Annotated in this window: 18 protein-coding genes; 8 read left to right on the forward strand and 10 right to left on the reverse strand. The window is 63.4% G+C overall.

The genetic code is table 11. The annotated features are described in order from the left end of the window. Positions 1–119: 119 nt before the first annotated feature. The 7 genes from ACI7M0_RS24355 (at position 120) to yccS (ending at position 11401) form a co-directional block, all read left to right on the forward strand. Positions 120–1922, forward strand: coding sequence for an acyl-CoA dehydrogenase (locus ACI7M0_RS24355; protein ID WP_104962669.1), 1803 nt, complete (start codon positions 120–122; stop codon positions 1920–1922). A gap of 31 nt (positions 1923–1953) precedes the next feature. Beyond that, on the forward strand, positions 1954–3396 hold the full coding sequence (locus ACI7M0_RS24360) for a TldD/PmbA family protein (RefSeq protein WP_129932024.1): 1443 nt from the start codon (positions 1954–1956) through the stop codon (positions 3394–3396). Continuing rightward, positions 3396–4715 carry a TldD/PmbA family protein gene (locus ACI7M0_RS24365; RefSeq protein WP_020190674.1) on the forward strand — a complete coding sequence of 440 codons (1320 nt, stop codon included), beginning with the start codon at positions 3396–3398 and terminating at the stop codon, positions 4713–4715. Before ACI7M0_RS24360 ends, ACI7M0_RS24365 begins: the two co-directional genes overlap by 1 nt. Positions 4716–4824: 109 nt before the next feature. After that, complete coding sequence (gene mdtD / locus ACI7M0_RS24370) at positions 4825–6252, forward strand: multidrug transporter subunit MdtD (protein WP_003249408.1); 1428 nt, start codon at positions 4825–4827, stop codon at positions 6250–6252. 112 nt (positions 6253–6364) lie between these two features. Continuing rightward, entirely contained in the window at positions 6365–7702 is a 1338-nt protein-coding gene (dbpA, locus tag ACI7M0_RS24375; protein WP_230065385.1) for an ATP-dependent RNA helicase DbpA, read from the forward strand. Between the two features lie 122 nt (positions 7703–7824). Then, positions 7825–9006 (forward strand): NAD(P)/FAD-dependent oxidoreductase, encoded by a 1182-nt coding sequence (locus tag ACI7M0_RS24380; RefSeq protein ID WP_129932025.1) that lies wholly within the window; start codon positions 7825–7827, stop codon positions 9004–9006. A 211-nt stretch (positions 9007–9217) separates the two neighbouring features. Continuing rightward, positions 9218–11401 carry a YccS family putative transporter gene (gene yccS / locus ACI7M0_RS24385; protein WP_129932026.1) on the forward strand — a complete coding sequence of 728 codons (2184 nt, stop codon included), beginning with the start codon at positions 9218–9220 and terminating at the stop codon, positions 11399–11401. An 18-nt stretch (positions 11402–11419) separates the two neighbouring features. On the opposite strand, the gene ACI7M0_RS24390 is transcribed toward yccS, so the two are convergent. After that, positions 11420–12157 (reverse strand): ABC transporter substrate-binding protein, encoded by a 738-nt coding sequence (locus tag ACI7M0_RS24390; protein WP_129932027.1) that lies wholly within the window; start codon positions 12155–12157, stop codon positions 11420–11422. Positions 12158–12310: 153 nt separating this feature from the next. Here ACI7M0_RS24390 and ACI7M0_RS24395 point away from each other — a divergent pair, with 153 nt between their 5' ends. Next, positions 12311–12763, forward strand: a complete 453-nt coding sequence (locus ACI7M0_RS24395; RefSeq protein WP_014859623.1) for a GNAT family N-acetyltransferase — start codon at positions 12311–12313, stop codon at positions 12761–12763. Between the two features lie 25 nt (positions 12764–12788). Here ACI7M0_RS24395 and ACI7M0_RS24400 read toward each other — a convergent pair whose 3' ends face one another. The 9 genes from ACI7M0_RS24400 to tkt form a co-directional block, all read right to left on the reverse strand. Next, positions 12789–13085 (reverse strand): helix-turn-helix domain-containing protein, encoded by a 297-nt coding sequence (locus ACI7M0_RS24400; RefSeq protein WP_003249396.1) that lies wholly within the window; start codon positions 13083–13085, stop codon positions 12789–12791. 12 nt (positions 13086–13097) lie between these two features. Continuing rightward, positions 13098–13598 (reverse strand): M48 family metallopeptidase, encoded by a 501-nt coding sequence (locus tag ACI7M0_RS24405; protein WP_054889349.1) that lies wholly within the window; start codon positions 13596–13598, stop codon positions 13098–13100. Positions 13599–13637: 39 nt separating this feature from the next. Further along, positions 13638–15767, reverse strand: a complete 2130-nt coding sequence (locus ACI7M0_RS24410; protein WP_020193542.1) for a bifunctional diguanylate cyclase/phosphodiesterase — start codon at positions 15765–15767, stop codon at positions 13638–13640. 212 nt (positions 15768–15979) lie between these two features. After that, the gene (gene fba / locus ACI7M0_RS24415; RefSeq protein WP_010955535.1) at positions 15980–17044 is read right to left on the reverse strand and encodes a class II fructose-bisphosphate aldolase; all 1065 of its coding nucleotides are present in this window, start codon (positions 17042–17044) and stop codon (positions 15980–15982) included. Positions 17045–17144: 100 nt separating this feature from the next. Then, positions 17145–17474 carry an MliC family protein gene (locus ACI7M0_RS24420; protein ID WP_003249387.1) on the reverse strand — a complete coding sequence of 110 codons (330 nt, stop codon included), beginning with the start codon at positions 17472–17474 and terminating at the stop codon, positions 17145–17147. A gap of 160 nt (positions 17475–17634) precedes the next feature. Beyond that, positions 17635–17886 (reverse strand): hypothetical protein, encoded by a 252-nt coding sequence (locus ACI7M0_RS24425; RefSeq protein ID WP_129932028.1) that lies wholly within the window; start codon positions 17884–17886, stop codon positions 17635–17637. Continuing rightward, complete coding sequence (locus ACI7M0_RS24430; RefSeq protein ID WP_003249382.1) at positions 17886–19049, reverse strand: phosphoglycerate kinase; 1164 nt, start codon at positions 19047–19049, stop codon at positions 17886–17888. Before ACI7M0_RS24430 ends, ACI7M0_RS24425 begins: the two co-directional genes overlap by 1 nt. A gap of 12 nt (positions 19050–19061) precedes the next feature. Further along, complete coding sequence (gene epd, locus ACI7M0_RS24435; protein ID WP_020193574.1) at positions 19062–20120, reverse strand: erythrose-4-phosphate dehydrogenase; 1059 nt, start codon at positions 20118–20120, stop codon at positions 19062–19064. A 151-nt stretch (positions 20121–20271) separates the two neighbouring features. Further along, positions 20272–22269, reverse strand: a complete 1998-nt coding sequence (tkt, locus tag ACI7M0_RS24440) for a transketolase (RefSeq protein WP_129932029.1) — start codon at positions 22267–22269, stop codon at positions 20272–20274. Positions 22270–22449 lie beyond the last annotated feature (180 nt).

Below are 22449 nucleotides of genomic sequence, written 5' to 3' on the forward strand. Positions count from 1 at the left end.
TTTCACCAATAACCGGCAGGCTTCCCGGCGTTCTCAACCCATATCACGCAAACCTATTAACCTGTCCCCAGTCTCACCACGCTCCTACACTCGCAGCATCCCGCCTCAGGACCGCCACCATGCCCGAGACCTTGCTCAGCCCCCGCAACCTCGCCTTCGAGCTCTACGAAGTCCTTGACGCCGAAGCCCTGACCCAGCGCCCGCGCTTCGCCGAGCACAGCCGTGAAACCTTCGATGCGGCACTGACCACCGCCCGCACCATCGCCGAAAAGTATTTCGCCCCGCACAACCGCAAGGCCGACGAAAACGAACCACGCTACGTGGACGGCCGCGCCGAGCTGATCCCCGAAGTGAAGCCCGCCGTCGATGCCTTCCTCGAAGCCGGCTTCCTCAACGCCAACCGGGACTTCGAGGTCGGCGGCATGCAACTGCCCAGCCTGGTCTCGCAAGCCTGCTTCGCCCACTTCCAGGCCGCCAACGCCGGCACCACGGCCTACCCGTTCCTGACCATGGGCGCGGCCAACCTGATCGAGAGCTTCGGCTCCGATGAACAGAAGCGCCTGTTCCTGCAACCGATGATCGACGGCCGCTACTTCGGCACCATGGCGCTGACCGAACCCCACGCCGGCTCGTCGCTGGCCGACATCCGTACCCGCGCCGAACCAGCAGGCGACGGCAGCTACCGGCTCAAAGGCAACAAGATCTTCATTTCCGGCGGCGACCACGAACTGTCGGAAAACATCGTGCACATGGTGCTGGCCAAGCTTCCGGACGCCCCGCCCGGGGTCAAGGGCATCTCGCTGTTCATCGTGCCCAAGTACCACGTAAACCCGGACGGCAGCCGCGGCCCGCGCAACGATGTGCTGCTGGCTGGGCTGTTCCACAAGATGGGCTGGCGCGGCACCACCTCGACCGCGCTGAACTTCGGCGACAATGGCCAGTGCGTCGGCTATCTGGTCGGCCAGCCGCACCAGGGCCTGGCCTGCATGTTCCAGATGATGAACGAGGCGCGGATAGGCGTAGGCATGGGCGCGGTGATGCTGGGTTACGCCGGCTACCTTTACTCCCTGGAATACGCTCGCCAGCGGCCGCAGGGCCGGCTGCCGGACAACAAGGACCCACACAGCCCGGCGGTACCGATCATCGAGCACACGGATGTGAAACGCATGCTCCTGGCGCAGAAGGCCTACGTAGAAGGCGCCTTTGATCTGGGCCTGTACGCCGCGCGCCTGTTCGACGACACCCATACGGCCCCTGACGAAAACGCCCGCAAACCGGCGCAGGACCTGCTCGACCTGCTGACCCCGATCGTCAAATCCTGGCCCTCGGCGTTCTGCCTCAAAGCCAACGAACTGGCGATCCAGATTCTTGGCGGCCACGGCTACACCCGCGAATACCCGGTGGAGCAGTACTACCGTGACAATCGCCTGAACCCGATCCACGAAGGCACGGAGGGTATCCAGTCGCTCGATCTGCTCGGCCGCAAGCTGGCACAGCACAATGGTGCCGGCCTCAAGCAATTGATCCGCCTGATCGCCGCCACCTGCGAGCGCGCCAGCCATCACCCGAACCTTGACCCACTGCGTCAGCCGTTGGAGCAACTGGCCAACCGCCTGCAAGGCGTAACCCTGGCCCTGCTCGGCGATCTGGCCCAAGGCAAAGTCGCTGGTGCCCTGGCCAACTCTGCCTTGTACCTCAAGGCCTTCGGCCACTGCGTGATCGGCTGGCGCTGGCTGGAACAGGCGGTTCACGCAGAGCTTGGCATGCTCAAGGGAACGGCTGCTGATCGCGACTTCTACCTCGGCAAGCTGCAAGCTGCGCGTTATTTCCTGACCTGGGAAGTACCGGGCTGCCATAATGAGCTGGCATTGCTCGAGGCACACGACGATACCTGCCTCGGCATGCAAGACGGGTGGTTCTAGGGGGAGCCACCGTGTACACGGAGGCATCCGCATGTTCGATTCCAGCGCCCTGCTGCGCCAGCGCTTTGCTGCGCTGCGCAGTACGGCCGAGTTGTTTTCCCTGCGCCATGTGAAACAGTCGCACCAGGCGCTTTCGGTTCGCCGCAACGTCGCCGAACCACCCTTCTTCAGCCAGGATGAGGGCGCCATGCTCACCGTGCGGGTAAATGGCGTGGAGGCCTACGCTGCCACCGCCGACCTGTCCCAGGCTGGCCTGCAGCGCGCCCTTGAGCAAGCCGAGGCGCTGGCGCGGCAGATCGCCCGGCACAGCCTGCTGGACCTGCGCGAACAAGCCGTGACCAGCGCACGCCACGACCATGTTTCGCCCAACTTCGACCAACCCGTGCCCAGCCTCGCCGACTGCCTTGGCCTGCTCGCCGCCGAATCGGCCAGCGTGCCCAAGGACAGCCGCTTGGTGGACTGGCAGGCCAGCCTGGGGCTGAGCCTGGTCGAACAAACCTACCTGAACTCGGCCGGCGCCGAACTGCGCCATGCCCAGCGCTTCCTGTTCCCGGGCCTGGGGGTGACCGCCAGCGACGGCCAGGACAGCCAAAGCCGCAGCCTGGGCCGCGACAACTTCGGCCAACAGGGTGGTTTCGAGATCATCGAGCGCTGCGGCCTGGTCGGCGCGGCCAGCCGGGTGGCCGACGAAGCACTGCAACTGCTGCTGGCACCGAACACCCCCAGTGGCCCGCGCGACCTGCTGTTGATGCCGGACCAGATGATGCTGCAGATTCACGAATCCGTCGGCCACCCGCTGGAGATGGACCGTATTCTCGGCGACGAGCGCAACTACGCCGGCACCAGCTTCGTCAAAACCAGCGACTTCGGCCACCTGCAGTACGGCTCCAGCCTGCTGAACGTGACCTTCGACCCGACCATTGGCGAAGAGCTGGCCAGCTACAGTCATGACGACGATGGCACCCCGGCCAGCAAAGCGTTCCTGATACGCGACGGCCTGCTGCTGCGCCCATTGGGTGGCGCGCTGTCGCAGTTCCGTTCTGGCCTGGACGGCGTGGCCAACAGCCGTGCCTGCGGCTGGAACCGCGCGCCGATCGACCGCATGGCCAACCTCAACATCGAGCCGGGCGACCAGTCTTTCGAGCAACTGATCGGAGGCATCGAGCACGGCATCCTGATGCGTACCAACCGTTCCTGGTCCATCGACGATGCACGCAACAAGTTCCAGTTCGGCTGCGAATGGGGCCAGTTGATTGAAAATGGCGAGCTCAAGGGCATCGTCAAGAACCCCAACTACCGCGGCATCTCCGCGCAGTTCTGGCGCAACCTGTCGGCGGTTGGCGACCACAGTACCTTCCAGGTGCTGGGCACGCCCAACTGTGGCAAGGGCGAACCCAATCAGGTGGTGCGGGTCGGCCACGCCTCGCCGGCCTGTGTGTTCCGCCAGATCGATGTATTCGGAGGAGACGCGTGATGAAACAGGCTTTCGAAACCCTGGTCGGGGAGGTGCGCACCGCCCTTCAGGCGGGCGAGCAGTTCACCCTCGGTTACAGTGCCGAGCAATCGCAGTTCGTGCGTTTCAACCATGCCAAGGTGCGCCAGGCCGGCGAAGTGAACCAGGCCACTGTGCAATTGCGGCTGATCCACGATGGCCGCCAGGCTGAACAGCAAGTGACCTTGAGTGGCGATGCGCAGTTGGACCGCCAACGCCTGGCGGATGCCCTGGAGCAGCTGCGCCAGACACTGCCGCTACTCGCCGTCGACCCTTACCTGCGCCTGGACGAGAGCCCCTGGCACAGCCATAGCCAGCAAGCGCAGGCGCTGCCAGACCTGAACGAAGTGCTGGCACTGCTGGAGCGTGATGCCGGTGACCTGGACCTGGTCGGTATATACGCCGCTGGCCCGGTCTGCCGGGGCTTCGCCAGCTCGTACGGCGCGTTCGGCTGGCACCAGGCCAACAGCTTCAACTTCGATTGGAGCGTGTTCCACCCAAACGGCGAAGCGGTGAAAGCCAACTATGCCGGCCAGCTGTGGAACGCCGACGACTTCAGCGCACGCCTGCGCCAGGCGCGGGAGCAGTTGGGCTTTCTTGGGCGCCCGGCGGTGACCCTCAAGCCAGGCAGCTACCGCGCTTTCCTGGCGCCGGCAGCGATGGACGAGATCGCCGGCATGTTGTGCTGGGGCGGTTTTTCCGCGCAGGCCCTGGCGACTGGCAACAGTGCCTTGCAGCGCCTGTACAACGGCGATGCGCGGCTTAGCCCGCTGGTGAGCTTTACCGAGCAGGTCAGTGGCTCGTTGAGCCCGGCGTTTTCCGATGAAGGCTCGCCGCGCCTGGATGTGCCATTGATTCAGCGAGGAGAGGCGTTGCAACGGCTGATCAGTGCGCGCAGTGCGGCCGAATTCGGGCTGCTGGCCAATGGCGCCGACAGCTACGAGTCGCCTTGCGCGCTCAGCCTGGCGCCGGGTAGTTTGCCCACCGAGCAAATCCTGCAGCGGCTTGGCACCGGGTTGTACATCAGCAACCTGTGGTACCTGAACTACTCGGACCTGCCAGCGGCGCGCATGACCGGGCTGACCCGCTTCGCCACTTTCTGGGTAGAAGACGGACAGATCCAGGGGCCGGTGAGTACCATGCGCTTCGATGACAGCCTGTACAGCTTGCTGGGCAGCCAGCTGGAGGACCTGACCCAGGAGCGCGAGATGATCCTGTCGACCAGTACTTATGGACAGCGCAGTACCGGGTCGAGTCATTTGCCCGGGGCACTGGTCAAAGGCCTGACCCTGACATTGTGACTGGACTTGCCGGCCCTTTCGCGGCTAAAGCCGCTCCTACAAGGAACGCGTAACCCTTGTAGGAGCGGCTTTAGCCGCGAAAGGGCCGGCACTGACAAACGAGGACGTCATGCCCGAACGCACCCCGCTGGACCCCGTCACCGCCCGCTGGATCCCTTGGGTGGTGGCTATCGCCTTCTTCATGCAGTCCCTGGACGGCACCATCCTCAACACTGCCCTGCCGGCCATGGCCCGCTCGTTGGCCGAAGACCCCTTGCGCATGCAGGGTGTGATCATTGCCTACATGCTCACCGTGGCCCTGCTGATCCCTGCCTCAGGCTGGATCGCCGACCGATTCGGCACCAAGCGCATCTTCTTCAGCGCCATCTTGCTGTTCAGCTTTGGCTCGCTGCTGTGCGCTGCAGCCAACAGCCTTGGCTTCCTGATCTTCGCCCGCGTGGTGCAGGGACTGGGCGGTGCGCTGATGCTGCCGGTCGGGCGGCTGGTGGTGCTGCGCGCCTACCCACGCAGCGAGCTGGTGCGGATCATGAGTTTCATCACCATCCCCGGCCTGCTCGGGCCATTGCTGGGCCCAACGGTCGGTGGCTGGCTGGTGGAAATCCTCAGCTGGCACTGGATCTTCCTGCTCAACCTGCCAGTCGGCCTGCTTGGCTGCATTGCCGTATGGAAGTTCATCCCGGACTTGCGCGGCGCCGAGCGCACCACCTTCGACGGCCCTGGTTTCCTGCTGTTCGGCGCAGCGATGGTACTGATCACCATTGCCATGGAAGGCCTGGGCGAGCTGCACCTGCCGCACTTGCGGGTAATGTTGCTGCTGTTCGCCGGCATGGCCTGCCTGGCCGCGTACTGGCTGCGCGCCGGGCGCGACCCGGAGCCGCTGTTCTCGCCAAGCCTGTTCCGCGTTCGTACTTTCGCCATCGGCATCCTCGGCAACCTGTTCGCCCGCCTGGGCAGCGGCGCGCTGCCGTTCCTGGTGCCGTTGCTGCTGCAGGTCGCGCTGGGCTACTCACCCGCCCAGGCCGGCATGAGCATGATCCCGCTGGCGGCGGCGGCCATGCTGGCCAAATCCATTGCCCGACCGCTGATCGAACGGTTCGGCTATCGCATCATCCTCACAGGTAATACCTTGCTGCTAGGCATCCTGCTGGCAAGCCTGGGCCTGGTGGACGAGCAGACCCCTTATTGGCTGCTGTTGGTGCAGCTTGGCCTCCTGGGCGCAGTGAACTCCATGCAGTTCACTGCGATGAACACAGTGACGCTCATCGATCTCGACGACGCCAGCGCCAGCAGCGGTAACAGCCTGCTGTCAGTGGTCGCGCAACTGTCGCTGAGCCTGGGTGTGGCCTGCGCCGGCGCACTGTTGGGCGGCTTTACTGCGGCAGGCAGCGCCGAAGGCGTGGAAACCACACTGGGCGCGTTCCAGCTGACCTTCGTCACCATCGGTGTAATGGCCATGCTGGCAGCGGCGATCTTCCTGCAGCTGGCGCCGACGGACGGAAGGCGTGCCCGTCGTCCGGAACAACACATGGAGTCGTAGGGCGAATGGCCACGAGGCTGGTAGACTATGCGGCATTTTTCGCTTCGCACCGCAGGCCCGCCTCGTGACCACCGAATCCACCGCCTTTGCCACCTTGCCGCTGTCCACTGCCATGCTGGCCAACCTGGAGGCCCTCGGCTATGCCTCGATGACGCCGATCCAGGCCCAGAGCCTGCCTGTCATCCTCAAAGGCCAGGACCTGATCGCCCAGGCCAAGACCGGTAGCGGCAAGACTGCCGCCTTCGGCATCGGCCTGCTCAACCCGATCAACCCGCGCTACTTCGGCTGCCAGGCGTTGGTGCTCTGCCCTACCCGCGAACTCGCCGACCAGGTGGCCAAGGAGCTGCGCCGCCTGGCCCGTGCCGAGGACAACATCAAGATCCTGACCCTGTGCGGCGGCGTTTCGCTGGGCCCACAGATCGCTTCGCTGGAGCACGGCGCGCACATCATCGTCGGCACCCCAGGGCGCATCCAGCAGCACCTGGACAAAGGCACCCTGGTCCTGGACGGGTTGAACACCCTGGTGCTGGACGAAGCCGACCGCATGCTCGACATGGGCTTCTTCGACGCCATCGCCAGCATCATCGGCAAGACCCCGTCGCGCCGCCAGACCCTGCTGTTCTCGGCCACCTACCCGGCCGGCATCAAGCAACTGGCCGCCGACTTCATGCGCAACCCGCAGCAGGTCAAGGTCGAAAGCCTGCACACCGACAACCAGATCGAGCAGCGTTTCATCGAGATTGACCCGCAGCAACGCCTGGAAGCCGTCACCCGCGTGCTCGGCCACTACCGCCCGCAGTCGTGCGTAGCGTTCTGCTTCACCAAGCAGCAATGCGAGGACGTGGTCGCCCACCTGACCGCCAAGGGCATCGTCGCCCAGGCCCTGCACGGCGACCTGGAGCAGCGCGACCGTGACCAGGTGCTGACCATGTTCGCCAACCGCAGCAGCTCGGTGCTGGTCGCTACCGACGTGGCCGCGCGCGGCCTGGACATCGATGGCCTGGACATGGTCATCAACGTGGAGCTGGCGCGTGATGCCGAAATCCACGTGCACCGCGTGGGCCGTACCGGCCGCGCCGGCGAGAAAGGCGTTGCGGTCAGCCTGGTGGCACCGGCCGAAGGCCACCGCGCCCAGGCCATCGAAGCGCTGCAGAAGAGCCCGCTGCGCTGGGACCAGCTGGACAGCCTGAAAAACAAGGGCGGCGAGCCCCTGCTGCCGGTGATGACCACACTGTGCATTGCCGCTGGCCGCAAGGACAAGCTGCGCCCTGGCGACATCCTGGGGGCCCTGACCGGTGATGCCGGCATCCCGGGCAAGCAAGTGGGCAAGATCGCCATCTTCGACTTCCAGGCGTTTGTAGCCGTGGAGCGGGCGCTGGCCAAGCAGGCCATGCAGCGGCTGAACAGCGGCAAGATCAAGGGTCGCGCCCTGAAAGTCCGCATTATCTAAAGCCAGGCAAAGCCCCCTGTAGGAGCGGGTTTACCCGCGAACGCGGCAGTAAATGCATCGTCGCATTCGCGGGTGAACCCGTTCCCACAGGGTTCAGCATTTCAAATCTGAAGGTTCATACCGTGCACTCCACCGACGTGATCATCCTTGGCGCCGGCGCCGCCGGCCTGATGTGCGCCCAGCTCAGCGCCCGTCGCGGCCGCCGGGTGCTGCTGCTCGACCACGCCAACAAGCCAGGCAAGAAAATCCTCATGTCCGGCGGCGGGCGTTGCAACTTCACCAACCTGTACACCGAGCCGGCCAACTTCCTTTCGCACAACGCGCACTTCTGCAAGTCGGCCCTGGCCCGCTACACCCAGTGGGACTTCATCGAGCTGGTGTGCAAGCACGGCGTGGCGTACCACGAGAAGAAGCTCGGCCAGCTGTTCTGTGACAACAAGGCCAGCGACATCCTCGACATGCTGCTGGCCGAGTGCGACGAGGCCGGTGCCGAGATCCGCATGCACACCAGCATCGAACAGATCGAGAAGATCGAAAGCGGCTACCTGCTGCAGACCAGCGGCGGCCAGTTCGCCTGCCAGTCGCTGGTCATCGCCACCGGCGGCCTGTCGATCCCGACCCTGGGCGCCACCGGTTTCGGCTACCAGGTGGCCCGCCAGTTCGGCCACACCCTGCTGCCAACCCGCGCTGGGCTGGTGCCATTCACCATCACCGAGCCCCAACTCAAGGCGATGTGCACCGAGTTGTCCGGCACCTCGCTGGACTGCACCGCCAGCTGCAATGGCACCAGCTTCCGCGAAAACCTGCTGTTCACGCACCGCGGCCTGAGCGGCCCGGCAATCTTGCAGATCTCGTCGTTCTGGGAAGCCGGTGACACGGTCGAGATCAACCTGTTGCCCGACCGTGATGCGCTTTCCTGGCTGCAACAGATGCAGGCCGAACGCGCCAACGCCGAACTGAAGACCGTGCTGGGCGAGGTGTTCACCCGCAAGCTGGCCAACTTGCTGGCCGAGCAGTGGTTCGAGTCGAAGCCAATGAAGCAGTACACCCCGGCGGAACTGGCGCAAATCGCCGAAAAGCTGGCGAACTGGCAAGTGGTGCCAGCCGGCACCGAAGGCTACCGCACCGCCGAAGTGACCCTGGGCGGCGTGGATACCCGCGAGGTGTCGTCCAAGACCATGGAATCGCTGAAAAGCCCCGGCTTGTACTTCATCGGTGAAGTGCTGGATGTCACCGGCCACCTGGGCGGTTTCAACTTCCAGTGGGCTTGGGCATCGGCGAACGCCGCCGCGCAGTTCGTGTAGAGTAGAATCCTTTCAGCAGCACGGAACGCTTCTTGCTGGCCCGTGCTTGGCGCCGTTATTGGGGCCGCTGCGCGCCCCTTCGCGGGCGCGCCCGCTCCCACAGGGGCCTGTGTCGTACGTGTGGGAGCGGGCGTGCCCGCGAAGGGGCGCGAAGCGGCCCCGATAACCGGCCCTGAAAGGTATTCTTCTGATCACCGCCTGGCAGGCCATCATGTCATCGAGCTCGTTCCGTCAGTCACTGCGTCGCCTGTGGGGCCAAGACAAGTTCAGCTACAGCATCCGGGTCACCATTGCCCTCACCGGCAGCCTGGCCCTGTGCTGGTACCAGAACGAGATGGCCCTGCTGATTCCGCTGTTCCTCGGCATCATCGCCAGCGCCCTGGCCGAAACCGACGACAGCTGGCAGGGCCGCCTCAGCGCCCTGGCCGTTACCCTGGTGTGCTTCGCCATCGCTGCACTGGCAGTCGAGTTGCTGTTCCCCTACCCCTGGATCTTCGTCATTGCCCTGGCCCTGGCTGCCTTTGGCCTGACCATGCTCGGGGCGCTGGGCGAGCGCTACGGCGCCATCGCTTCGGCCACCTTGATCACTGCGGTCTACACCATGATCGGGGTGGACCAGCGCGGCGGCCAGGTCACCGACTTCTGGCATGAACCGCTGCTGCTGGTGGCAGGTGCGGCCTGGTACGGGTTGTTGTCGGTGCTGTGGCAGGCGCTGTTTTCCAACCAGCCGGTACAGCAGAGCCTGGCCAAACTGTTCTTCGAGCTGGGCAGCTACCTCAAGCTCAAGGCCAGCCTGTTTGAACCGGTCCGCACGCTCGACGTCGAGGCACGGCGCCTGGAACTGGCCCAGCAGAACGGCAAGGTGGTGGCCGCGCTGAATGCAGCCAAGGAGATCATCCTGCACCGGGTGGGCAACAGCCAACCAAACTCGAAGGTAAGCCGCTACCTCAAGCTGTACTTCCTGGCTCAGGACATCCACGAGCGTGTCAGTGCCTCGCACTACCCCTACAACGCACTGACCGAGGCGTTTTTCCACAGCGACGTCATGTTCCGCTGCCAGCGCCTGTTGCGTAAGCAGGGTTCATCCTGCCAGGAACTGGCCCGCTCGATCCGCCTGCGCCAACCGTTCGTACTGGCCAGCGGTTATCCAGAAGCCCTCGAGGACCTCAACGCTTCGCTCGAGCACCTGCGCATCCAGAGCAACCCGGCCTGGCGCAGCCTGTTGCGCTCGCTGCGGGCACTCGCCGCCAACCTGGCAACACTGGACCGCCTGCTCAGTGCCGCCAGCAACCCGGATAGCCTGGCCGACGCCAGCGACAGCAGCCTGCTCGACCGCTCGCCACACTCGCTGAAGGACGTGTGGACGCGCCTGCGCACTCAGCTCACACCGACTTCGCTGTTGTTCCGCCATGCCTTGCGCCTGCCGCTGGCGTTGTCGATCGGCTATGGCATGGTGCACCTGATTCACCCGACCCAGGGCTACTGGATCATCCTCACCACGCTGTTCGTCTGCCAGCCCAACTACGGGGCCACGCGGCGCAAGCTGGTGCAGCGAATCTTCGGCACTGCCGTTGGCCTGACCGTGGGCTGGGCCTTGTTCGACCTGTTCCCCAACCCGGTCATCCAGTCGTTGTTCGCCGTGGTTGCCGGGGTGGTGTTCTTCGTCAACCGCACCACCCGCTACACCCTGGCCACTGCCGCGATCACCCTGATGGTGCTGTTCTGCTTCAACCAGATCGGCGATGGCTACGGCCTGTTCCTGCCACGCCTGTTCGATACGCTGGTGGGCAGCCTAATTGCCATTCTTGCAGTGTTCCTGTTCCTGCCTGACTGGCAGGGCCGACGGCTGAACAAGGCGCTGGCCAATACCCTGGCCTGCGCCAGCGTGTACCTGCGCCAGATCATGCAGCAGTACGCCCACGGCAAGCGCGACGACCTGGCCTACCGCCTGGCCCGGCGCAATGCCCACAACGCTGACGCGGCGTTGTCCACCACCTTGGCCAACATGCTGATGGAGCCGGGGCATTTCCGTAAGGAGGCCGACGTTGGCTTTCGTTTCCTGGTGCTGTCGCACACTTTGCTCAGTTACCTCTCGGGGTTAGGCGCGCACCGCGACACGGCGTTGCCGGCGGAGGTGCAGGAGCAGTTGATCGAAGGCGCCGGGCAAAGCCTGGCCAGCAGCCTGGACGAGATTGCCAACGGCCTGGCCGCACGGCTGCCGGTGGCGATTCACAGTGATGCCGAAGAGGCGCTGGCCAATGCCCTGGAGCAGATGCCGGAAGATCTGGATGAGCATCAGCGGTTGGTGCAGACGCAGTTGGCGTTGATATGCCGGCAGCTGGGGCCATTGCGGACCCTGGCGGCACACCTGATCAAGGAAAATGCCCCGGCCTGATCGTTTTATTGCCTGTGCTCAAAAGCCATACTGACGCAGCAGCCGGGCATAGCTGCCATCGGCCTTCATCGCCGCTATCGCCTGCTCGAAGCGCTCGACGATCCGCTTGTGCTCCGGGTGCTTCAGGCTGACCAGGACATGCAGGGTGTTCTCCCCCAGCGGCGGATCCACCAGCATCACCCTGTCACGCACTTCCTGCGGCTCGCGCTGCAGGTTGTAGCGGGCCACGTAATCGTCTTCCACCGCCAGGCTTACCCGCCCTGCCGCCAACATGCGTACCGCAGAAGAAAAGTTGCGCACCGGCACTTTGTTCAGACGCGGATCCCCGTCGAATTCCGGTGAATAGGCGTAATCACGCACTACCGCAATGCTGTAGGCATAAAGGTCAGACAGACGCGTGTAGCTGAACGCCTCCCCCTTACGTTGCAGCAGGCGAATACGATTACTCAGGTAGGCGCTGGAGAATTGCCCGATATTGGCGCGCGAGTCGTTGTACCAGGCATTGATCAGCACGTCGTAGCGCCCTTCACCTACCCCCAGCAACGCCCGCGCCCACGGCACCTCTTCATAGCCGCTGGCGTAGCCGGCACGGGCCAGTGCGGTGGTAACGATGCTGGTCGCAAGGCCGCCGCCCGGCATCTTGGCATCGGTGAACGGTGGCCAGTTGTCGGCCACCAGGCGTAGCTTGTCGTGACCCGGGGCAGGTGTTGCCAGCATCGTTGTCAGCAATCCCAGAACACAAAGCAGTGGCCGCATGCTCACGTCCTTTCGCAATGGAGGGCAACACTGCCAGTGAGATTACACAAAGCGCTTGCCGAGGGCAGCGGCCAATAGTGTCATTTAGCCTCTATTTTGGCCGAAGCACGTGCAGCATGCGATGATCGAGCCTCATCCAAGGAGTTCGTGCCCATGTCAATCGACTGGCTCTGCAAGCACCACACCGATCTCGGCAAGGAGCAGCTCTATGCCATTTTGCAGCTACGCACTGAAGTGCTCGTGGTGGAGCAGCGCCACGCCTACCAGGAAGTCGATGGTCAGGACCTGACTGGCGATACCTTGCACCTCATGGCCTGGCAGGAAGACAAGCTGGTGGCCTACCTGCGCCTGCTGGATCCGCAGTCACAAGGTGGGGATGTGGTGATCGGACGAGTGGTGACATCACCGCAGGCGCGAGGTTTGCAGCTCGACGAAAGCTTGCTGCTCAAGGGGCTGGAAGCGGCGGAGCATTGTTGGCCGGGGGTGCCGGTTTATCTGTCGGCTCCGGCGCATTTACAGGCGTTTTATGCCCGCCATGGGTTTGCGGTGGTGGGCGAGGAGTCTTTGGAGAACGGCATCGCGTCCATTGGAATGCGCAAGGGATGAGCCCACCCTGTGCGGGCTTTGCACATCAGGGGTAACCCAGCACTTCGCGGATCTGCCGCAAGTGACGGATGATCCACTGCTTGTCGATCGCCCCCCAGTCATGAATGCGATAATGCCCGGCGTGGTTGCGTGCGCCTTCCTGCTGTTCGAACTCGCAGACGATGTCCAGGTCGGCCAGCGCGGCGATAGTGTCCTGAGCTGTGCGACGAGGCATGCCGGTGGCTTCCATCAGGGCGGGCACGCTGGTCGCGGTCTGGCTATCGATCAGCCAGGCCACGTACAGGCGGCGGTAGAAGCTGCTCTTGGTCTTGCTCACTTCCATGCTGCATGTTCCTTAGAGATTGCCCGGCAGCTCCCGGTAGGTCAGGTAGACGCGCAGGTCGAATTCCAGTTGATGATAGTCCGGCTCCATGTGCTGGCAGAGCTGGTAGAACGCCTTGTTGTGATCTCGCTCGCGCAGGTGCGCCAACTCGTGCACAACAATCATGCGCAAGAACTGTGGCGCGGCCTCCTTGAACAGCGAGGCAATGCGGATTTCCTTCTTCGCCTTGAGCTTGCCGCCCTGCACCCGCGACACCGCCGTGTTCAAGCCCAGGGCCCGATGCGTCAGATCGAGGCGGCTGTCGAACAGCACCTTGTCCAGGTTTGGCGCACTTCGCAGGTACTGTTGGCGCAGATCCTGGGCATAGCCATACAGCGCCTTGTCGTTTTGCACGTCATGGCGGTCAGGGTAACGGCGCTGCAGGTATTCACCCAGGCGGTCGCTGTCGATCATCTGCCGCACCTGCTCCTGCAGGTGCGGGGGGTAGGCTTGCAAGTAACGTAGTACGGTCATGGCGCTGTATTCGGCGTAACGAATGCCGATTCTAGCCAATCACGGCCCTGGCCAGGAGAAAATTGCCGGGAAGCCGCTAGCGTCAGTCGCGGTCATCGGATAAGCCACCAGGAAACCCTGAACGTATTCGCAGCCATTGGCCTTGAGCCAGGCTGCCTGCGCCGGGGTCTCCACCCCCTCGGCGATCACCGTGATACGGTAGTCGGCGCACAGGCCGATCACGCTGCGAACCAACGCAGCATCTACCGCCGAATCGGGCAGACGTGCCACCAGATGACGGTCGAGCTTGAGTGTGTCGATAGGCAGGTCGCGCAGCATGCGCAACGAACAGTCACCCGCACCGAAGTCATCCAGGGCCACCCTCACGCCCAGCTCACGCAAGCGGTGTATCTGTTTGACGGCCGCGTCGATGTTATACATCAGCGACGTTTCCGCCACTTCCACCTCCAACTGCGTCGGGACAAGCTGGTAAAGCTGGATGACCCGTTGCAGTTCTTCGACCAGGCCAGGCATGACGAACTGCGCGCGGCTCAGGCTGATGCCGAGCACAAGGTCCGGCGGAAACCTGTCGTACCAGGCCTGCCGCTGGGCGGCCCCCTGGCGGTAGATCCAGCTGGCCAGGCGGTTGATCAGACGCGCTTCTTCCAGCAACGGGATGAACAGCCCCGGCGGCACATCGCCAACGCTGGGGTGCTGCCAGCGCAGCAAGGCCTCGAAACCACGCAGGCGACCATCGTGGAAGGCGACCTGTGGCTGGTACACCAAGGTAAAGTCCTGCTGCTCGATGGCCGTGCGCACGCTGTCCTCGAGCATCAATCGCGAGCGCGCCCGTCCGTTGAGTTCCTGGTCGTAGAAGCGGTATTGCTGACGCCCCGCTTGCTTGGCGGCGTACATCGCAGCATCGGCCGAACGCAGCAGGCCTTCGACATTGGCGCCACAGTCCGGGTAGGTGGCAATGCCGATGCTGACCCCAAGGCACACATCGAGCCCGTCTACCTCATGGCTGATGGAAACACGTTCGAGCAACCGTTCGGCAAAACGCCCGGCCTGCTCCGGGTAGGGCAAGCTGTCAAACAGTGCAGTGAACTCATCACCGCCCATACGCGCCAGCAAGGCCTCACTGCCCAGGCAGTCCTTGAGCTGCTCGGCCACCCAGCGCAACACCCGGTCGCCCGCGTCGTGGCCGAGCGAGTCGTTGATGCGCTTGAAGCCATCCAGGTCCATGTACATCAGCGCCTGCGCCTTGTCCGAGCGCTCGTTGCGCAACAGTGCACCTTCAGCCGCCTGGTAGAAACCACGGCGGTTGAGCAGGCCGGTGAGCGGGTCAGTAATGGCCTGGTATTCCAGCTGTTGGTGCAAGTTACGCACTGCCGACATGTCCAGCACGGTCACCACCATGGCCTGTTGATCGGCCGGCAACGGCGCACAGGACAGCGCCACCGGCACAAGCTCACCGCCTTGGGTACGCAGTTGGGCATCGTGTACGCGGTAGATCTGCCGCCCCTGGTAGGCCTTGTAGAAGTCCGACTCGCGCCACAGGCTGGTACTGGTCAGTTGCACAACGTCGAGCAATTGGGTGCCCTGCAGGTGTTGCACCGGTGCCGCCAGCAAACGGGAGATGGCCGGATTGGCAAAACTGATGATGCCATGGGCATCAACCACCAGAATGCCTTCGGCGGCATTTTCCAGGATGGACGCGTTGAAGGCCCTGGCCGTCTCCAGCTCGCGACTCAGCTGCTGCAGCATGCGCCGGTTGCGCTGCTGGTCGAGCAGCGCCTGGACCTTGGGCTTGAGGATTTGTGGGTCGAACGGTTTGAACATGTAGTCCACGGCGCCGCTGGCGTAGCCTTTGAGCACGGCCGCTTCGGACTGTTCGTTGGCGGTGAGGAAAATGATCGGGGTCAGTCGGGTACGCTGATTGCCGCGCATCAGCCGGGCGACTTCAAAGCCGTCCATTTCCGGCATCTGTACATCCATCAACACTAGGTCGACTTCGTACTCAAGCAACGCGCTCAAGGCTTCTATCCCAGAGCTTGCCGTCAATACTTGCCAATCCTGCCGGGCCAGCAAGGCCCGCATGCTGATGAGGTTCTCGGGGTAGTCGTCTACCACCAGAAGAACTGAGCTGCCATCCAGTGGCTGCTGCTGTTGAGGGTGAGCGCCATCCATGCTGCTTCTCTGTTATGTGACCGACTTCAAAATACGGTTGGATCCATTAGTACTCTAGACCTGAGGCTGCAACACGCAATGCAATCAGAACGCTATCAATGGTCAAACTGTACGGTAGCCGACTAACGGTCGGTCTGCCGGAATTATGTACAGGTTTCCATCACCCATAAAAAAACCCGCATCGCTGCGGGTTTTTCAGGGTTACCTGTCGATCAGTTGACCTTGGCGGCCAGTTCACCTTTCAGGTAGCGCTGGTACATACCTTCCAGAGAGATCGGCTTGATCTTCGAGGCATTGCCGGCGGTGCCGAAGGCTTCGTAACGCGCGATGCACACGTCGCGCATGGCCTTGATGGTTTCACCGAAGAACTTGCGCGGGTCGAACTCGCTCGGGTTCTGCGCCATCAGGCGGCGCATGGCACCGGTAGAGGCCAGACGCAGGTCGGTATCGATGTTGACCTTGCGCACGCCGTGCTTGATGCCTTCAACGATTTCTTCGACCGGTACACCGTAGGTTTCTTTGATGTCGCCGCCGTACTGGTTGATGATCGCCAGCCACTCTTGCGGTACCGAGGACGAACCGTGCATCACCAGGTGGGTGTTGGGGATGCGCTTGTGGATTTCCTTGATGCGATCGATGGCCAGCACGTCACCGGTTGGTGGCTTGGTGAACTTGTAGGCACCGTGGCTGGTACCAATGGCGATCGCCAGGGCGTCGACCTGGGTCTTCTTGACGAAGTCGGCGGCTTCTTCCGGGTCGGTCAGCATCTGGCTGTGATCCAGCACGCCTTCGGCGCCGATCCCGTCTTCTTCACCGGCCATGCCGGTTTCCAGCGAACCCAGGCAGCCCAGCTCGCCTTCAACCGAAACGCCGCAGGCGTGAGCCATGGCAACGGTCTGCTGGGTAACGCGGACGTTGTACTCGTAGTCGGTCGGGGTCTTGCCGTCTTCACCCAGCGAGCCGTCCATCATGACCGAGCTGAAGCCCAGCTGGATGGAGCGCTGGCAGACGTCAGGGCTGGTACCGTGGTCCTGGTGCATGCACACCGGAATGTGCGGGAACTCTTCGATGGCAGCCAGGATCAGGTGGCGCAGGAAAGGCGCACCAGCGTATTTGCGGGCACCGGCCGAAGCCTGGACGATCACGGGGGAGTCGGTCTTGTCGGCCGCTTCCATGATGGCGCGCATCTGCTCGAGGTTGTTGACGTTGAAAGCTGGTACGCCGTAGCCGAACTCGGCGGCGTGGTCCAGCATCTGGCGCATGCTAATGAGTGCCATTGTGTATCTCTCTCCCGACAAGCGTCGTTTGTTTCGTGCAAGCCTGCCGCAGGGGCGGTTGCTGTTCAAGTAGTGTGGGCCACCCTCGCGGCCCGGCCAGTCACGGTGCCTTGCAGCCCCGCCCAATCAGATCGTTGGTTGCCACCCAGTACACCAGGCCTTCTTCGCCCTTGGTGTGGAAGGCCAGCATGCCATCGCTGTACAGCGCACCCGAGGCACCCGGTTCAGCCTTGAGCCGATAGACCTGGTCGCCGCCGCCAAGGCGCACGTCAACCTGGTCACGTTGCGCATCGGCGAAGCGCCAAAGCACCTCAGCCTGGGTGTCGCAGACCCAACGGGTCCAGTTGTCTGCCGGGGCCGGTTGCGTCGGCTGCAGCAGTGAGCATCCTGCCAGTGTCGCCAGGGCCGTCACGGCCAAAAGCGCTTTCATTCAGTTTCCTCGATTTGGGGCTGCTGTGCAGCCCTTCGCGGGCTCGCCCGCTCCCACAGGTACAGTACGGTCTCTGTGGGAGCGGGCGAGCCCGCGAAGGGCCGCACAGCGGCCCCTTCTTCAAGACCACAAATCAACGTTCAGGTTGCCTATTACCCGATCAAGGGCAACCCGGCGCCTTGCGCTGGTGGTCTTCGTCGTACTTTTCCAGGCCTTCCGGGCCCACGCGCTTGCCGATGACCGGCACAGTCTCGGCCTGCCATTCGGACTGGTAGCAACCGCCCTTGTGCGACTGCGCCGAGTCGGTATCCGAGGCCGGGCTGCCCGCGCAAGCGCTCAACAGACCAGCCAGCATCATCACAGGCAATTGTTTGACCACCAGGCCACTCCCTTTGCCAAGCGCCGACGTCATCAGGCCTTGGCCCGCTCTTCCAGGATTGCCACAGCTGGCAGGACCTTGCCCTCGACGAACTCGAGGAAGGCGCCACCACCGGTAGAAATGTAGGAGATTTCCTTGCTGACGCCATATTTGTCGATGGCTGCCAGGGTGTCACCGCCACCGGCGATGGAAAACGCGGCGCTGTCGGCGATGGCCTTGGCCAGTACCTTGGTGCCGTTGCCGAACTGATCGAATTCGAACACGCCAACCGGGCCGTTCCACAGAATGGTTTTCGACGATTTCAGCAGCTCGGCGAAGTTGGCCGCGGTTTGCGGGCCGATGTCCAGGATCATGTCGTCGGCAGCTACGTCGGCGATGGCCTTGACGGTGGCTTCGGCGGTCTCGGCGAACTCCTTGGCAACTACCACGTCGACTGGCAGCGGTACGCTGACCTTGGCGGCGATGGCCTTGGCGGTGTCTACCAGGTCAGGCTCGTACAGCGACTTGCCCACCGGGTGGCCAGCAGCGGCCAGGAAGGTGTTGGCAATACCGCCGCCGACGATCAGCTGGTCGCAAACACTGCTCAGGCTGTTCAGCACGTCCAGTTTGGTGGAAACCTTGGAGCCGGCAACGATGGCCGCCATTGGTTTGGCCGGGGCCTTCAGGGCCTTGCCCAGGGCATCCAGTTCGGCTGCCAGCAGTGGGCCGGCAGCGGCCACCTTGGCGAACTTGGCGACGCCATGGGTCGAGCCTTCGGCGCGGTGTGCGGTGCCGAAAGCGTCCATGACGAATACGTCGCACAGGGCTGCGTACTTCTGCGCCAGCTCGTCGGCGTTCTTTTTCTCGCCTTTGTTGAAGCGCACGTTCTCGAACAGCACCAGTTCACCGGCCTGTACCGCGACACCGTCCAGGTAGTCGGCAACCAGCGGCACGTCGCGGCCCAGGGCCTTGCTCAGGTAATCGGCGACCGGCTTGAGGCTGTTCTCGGCAGAGAATTCGCCTTCGGTCGGGCGGCCCAGGTGCGAGCAGACCATTACCGCTGCGCCCTTCTCCAGGGCCAGCTTGATGGTCGGCAGCGCTGCCAGGATACGCGCGTCGCTGGCTACCACACCGTCCTTCACAGGCACGTTGAGGTCTTCGCGGATCAGTACGCGCTTACCTTGCAGGTCGAGGTCGGTCATCTTCAACACGGTCATGAATGCAGTCCTTCAGGGCTGTTTGTTGCGGGTTGGGTGAACGACGTGCAGAAAGTGTTCGGCAACGTCGAGCATACGGTTGGCAAAACCCCATTCGTTGTCGAACCAGGCCAGCAGGTTTACCAGGCGAGGCCCGGAAACACGCGTCTGGCTGGCATCGACGATCGCCGAATGCGGGTCATGGTTGAAATCACAGCTGGCGTGCGGCAGCTCGGTGTAGGCCAGCAAGCCTTTAAGCGGGCCTTCCAGCGCGGCCTCGCGCAGCACTCGGTTGACTTCGGCCGCACTGGTGTCGCGGGCGGTCTGCAGGGTGATGTCCAGGCACGAGACGTTGACGGTCGGTACACGTACCGCTTTGGCCTGGATTCGCCCGGCAAGTTCCGGAAGCAGGCGCTCGATGCCACGCGCCAGGCCAGTGGACACGGGGATCACCGATTGGAAGGCCGAACGCGTGCGGCGCAGGTCTTCGTGGTGATAGGCATCGATCACCGGCTGGTCGTTCATCGCCGAGTGGATGGTGGTGATCTGCACGTATTCGATGCCGAACGCCTGGTCCAGCACACGCAGCAGCGGCACACCGCAGTTGGTGGTGCACGAGGCGTTGGACACCAGGCGCTCGCTACCGGTTAGGCAGGCCTGGTTGATGCCGTAGACCACCGTGGCGTCAACGTCGGCCTCGCTGGCCATGGGCTGCGAGAACAGCACCCTTGGCGCACCGGCTTCGAGGAAACGCTGGCCATCGGCACGGGTGTTATAGGCACCGGAACACTCCAGCACCAGGTCGATGCCCAGCGCAGCCCAGTCGATGCCTTCGGGGGTGGCACTGCGCATTACCTTCACGCAGTCGCCATTGATGTGCAGACAGTCGCCGTCGACCTTGACCTCGCCGGGAAAACGCCCGTGGGTGGAGTCGAAGCGTGTCAGGTATTCGAGGCTGGCCTGATCGGCCAGATCGTTCAGCGCAACGATCTCGAAACCGGCCTTTGCCCCCCGCTCGAACAGCGCGCGCAGGACACAGCGGCCGATACGGCCATAACCGTTGAGTGCAACTTTGTAGGGACGGTGGGGCATTCGGGGCTCACGAGACAGTTCAATTGTCGTCAGCCTGCGGAATTTGCGGTGTGGCATTCGCGGGCAAGCCCGCTCCCACAGGGTTTCATGCAACCTCTGTGGGAGCGGGCTTGCCCGCGAATGAAGGCGACACCGCCCGCAGATCTTTAAATCAGTCTTCCAGCAGCTCTTCGGCAGTACCGAGGATGTTCTCCAGGGTGAAGCCAAACTCTTCGAACAATGCCGAAGCCGGCGCCGACTCACCGTAGGTGGTCATGCCGATGATACGACCTTCCAGGCCGACGTACTTGTACCAGAAGTCGGCGTGGGCAGCTTCGATGGCGATGCGCGCACCGACTTCCAGCGGCAGCACGGATTGCTTGTAGGCAGCGTCCTGGGCATCGAACACGCTGGTGCATGGCATGGAAACCACGCGCACCTTGCGGCCTTGCTCGGTCAGCTTGTCGAAGGCCTGAACAGCCAGGCCCACTTCGGAACCGGTGGCGATCAGAATCAGTTCAGGCTCGCCGGCGCAGTCCTTGAGCACATAACCACCGCGGCTGATGTCGGCGATCTGCTGGGCATCGCGGTCCTGGTGCTGCAGGTTCTGGCGCGAGAAGATCAGCGCCGATGGGCCGTCCTTGCGCTCCAGGGCGTTTTTCCAGGACACGGCGGATTCCACCGCGTCGGCCGGGCGCCAGGTGTCCAGGTTCGGGGTGCTGCGCAGGCTGGTCAGCTGCTCGATCGGCTGGTGCGTCGGGCCGTCTTCGCCCAGACCGATGGAGTCGTGGGTGTACACGTGGATCACGCGCTGCTTCATCAGGGCCGACATGCGCACGGCGTTGCGGGCGTATTCCATGAACATCAGGAAGGTCGCGCCGTAAGGCACCAGGCCACCGTGCAGGGCAACGCCGTTCATGATGGCGGTCATGCCGAACTCGCGCACACCGTAGAACACGTAGTTGCCGCTGGCGTCATTGGCTTCGACGCCCTTGCAACCTTTCCACAGGGTCAGGTTGGAGCCGGCCAGGTCAGCCGAACCGCCGAGGAACTCGGGCAGCAGCGGGCCGAAGGCGTTCAGGGCGTTCTGGCTGGCCTTGCGGCTGGCGATGGTTTCGCCTTTGGCAGCCACTTCGTTGATGTAGGCCTGGGCCTTTTCGCTGAAGTCGGCCGGCAGCTCGCCGCTGGCACGGCGCTTGAACTCGGCAGCCAGCTCCGGGTAGGCCTTGGCGTAGGCCTCGAAGCGCTGGTTCCACTCGGCTTCAACCTTGGCACCGGCGGCCTTGGCATCCCACTCGGCGTAGATGTCGGCCGGGATTTCGAACGGGCCGTGGTTCCAGTTCAGGGCCTGGCGGGTCAGGGCGATTTCGTCGTTGCCCAGCGGGGCACCGTGGCAGTCTTCCTTGCCCTGCTTGTTCGGCGAACCGAAACCGATGGTGGTCTTGCAGCAGATCAGGGTCGGGCGATCGCTCTTGCGGGCGGTCTCGATGGCCATCTTGATTTCTTCGGCATCGTGGCCGTCGACGTTGCGGATCACCTGCCAGTTGTAGGCTTCGAAGCGCGCCGGGGTGTTGTCGGTGAACCAGCCGTGCACTTCGCCGTCGATGGAGATGCCATTGTCATCGTAGAAGGCGATCAGCTTGTTCAGGCCCAGGGTGCCGGCCAGCGAGGCGACTTCATGGGAGATGCCTTCCATCATGCAGCCGTCGCCGAGGAACACATAGGTGTTGTGGTCGACGATATTGTGGCCGTCACGGTTGAACTGGGCAGCCAGCACTTTTTCGGCCAGAGCGAAGCCCACGGCGTTGGCGATACCCTGGCCGAGCGGGCCGGTGGTGGTTTCCACGCCTGGGGTGTAGCCGTATTCCGGGTGGCCCGGGGTGCGGCTGTGCAGTTGGCGGAAGCCTTTGATGTCATCGATGGTGACGTCGTAGCCGGTCAGGTGCAGCAGCGAGTAGATCAGCATCGAACCGTGGCCGTTGGACAGCACGAAGCGGTCACGGTCGGCGAAGCTCGGGTTGCTCGGGTTGTGCTTCAGGTAGTCGCGCCAAAGCACTTCGGCGATATCCGCCATGCCCATGGGGGCACCTGGGTGGCCGCTGTTGGCCTTTTGCACGGCATCCATGCTGAGGGCACGAATGGCGTTGGCACGTTCACGACGGCTGGGCATCGCTGATCTCCTAGGGGGCTTGAATAGGTGGTGTCACGAAAAAGGCGGCCATTTTCGCCCACTGGGGGCGCTTGGGGCAAACATTTAAGCGCCAGGCGCCAGCTTTAAGCCGCAACTGAAGAAGCAGAGCGCGACTCGGGGTGCCCCAAAGCGTGTAACTTGAGGCTTTCGGCTTGCAGC

It is taken from the genome of Pseudomonas sp. 10(2024) (assembly GCF_045164175.1).
In the GTDB taxonomy this organism is placed as follows: Bacteria; Pseudomonadota; Gammaproteobacteria; order Pseudomonadales; family Pseudomonadaceae; genus Aquipseudomonas; species Aquipseudomonas alloputida.

Coding starts and splice junctions, on each gene's coding strand:
- ACI7M0_RS24355 (WP_104962669.1), top strand. CDS start 120: ATGCCCGAGACCTTGCTCAGCCCCCGCAACCTCGCCTTCGAGCTCTAC.
- ACI7M0_RS24360 (WP_129932024.1), top strand. CDS start 1,954: ATGTTCGATTCCAGCGCCCTGCTGCGCCAGCGCTTTGCTGCGCTGCGC.
- ACI7M0_RS24365 (WP_020190674.1), top strand. CDS start 3,396: ATGAAACAGGCTTTCGAAACCCTGGTCGGGGAGGTGCGCACCGCCCTT.
- mdtD (WP_003249408.1), top strand. CDS start 4,825: ATGCCCGAACGCACCCCGCTGGACCCCGTCACCGCCCGCTGGATCCCT.
- dbpA (WP_230065385.1), top strand. CDS start 6,365: ATGCTGGCCAACCTGGAGGCCCTCGGCTATGCCTCGATGACGCCGATC.
- yccS (WP_129932026.1), top strand. CDS start 9,218: ATGTCATCGAGCTCGTTCCGTCAGTCACTGCGTCGCCTGTGGGGCCAA.
- ACI7M0_RS24390 (WP_129932027.1), bottom strand. CDS start 12,157: ATGCGGCCACTGCTTTGTGTTCTGGGATTGCTGACAACGATGCTGGCA.
- ACI7M0_RS24395 (WP_014859623.1), top strand. CDS start 12,311: ATGTCAATCGACTGGCTCTGCAAGCACCACACCGATCTCGGCAAGGAG.
- ACI7M0_RS24400 (WP_003249396.1), bottom strand. CDS start 13,085: ATGGAAGTGAGCAAGACCAAGAGCAGCTTCTACCGCCGCCTGTACGTG.
- ACI7M0_RS24405 (WP_054889349.1), bottom strand. CDS start 13,598: ATGACCGTACTACGTTACTTGCAAGCCTACCCCCCGCACCTGCAGGAG.
- ACI7M0_RS24410 (WP_020193542.1), bottom strand. CDS start 15,767: ATGGATGGCGCTCACCCTCAACAGCAGCAGCCACTGGATGGCAGCTCA.
- fba (WP_010955535.1), bottom strand. CDS start 17,044: ATGGCACTCATTAGCATGCGCCAGATGCTGGACCACGCCGCCGAGTTC.
- ACI7M0_RS24420 (WP_003249387.1), bottom strand. CDS start 17,474: ATGAAAGCGCTTTTGGCCGTGACGGCCCTGGCGACACTGGCAGGATGC.
- ACI7M0_RS24425 (WP_129932028.1), bottom strand. CDS start 17,886: ATGACGTCGGCGCTTGGCAAAGGGAGTGGCCTGGTGGTCAAACAATTG.
- ACI7M0_RS24430 (WP_003249382.1), bottom strand. CDS start 19,049: ATGACCGTGTTGAAGATGACCGACCTCGACCTGCAAGGTAAGCGCGTA.
- epd (WP_020193574.1), bottom strand. CDS start 20,120: ATGCCCCACCGTCCCTACAAAGTTGCACTCAACGGTTATGGCCGTATC.
- tkt (WP_129932029.1), bottom strand. CDS start 22,269: ATGCCCAGCCGTCGTGAACGTGCCAACGCCATTCGTGCCCTCAGCATG.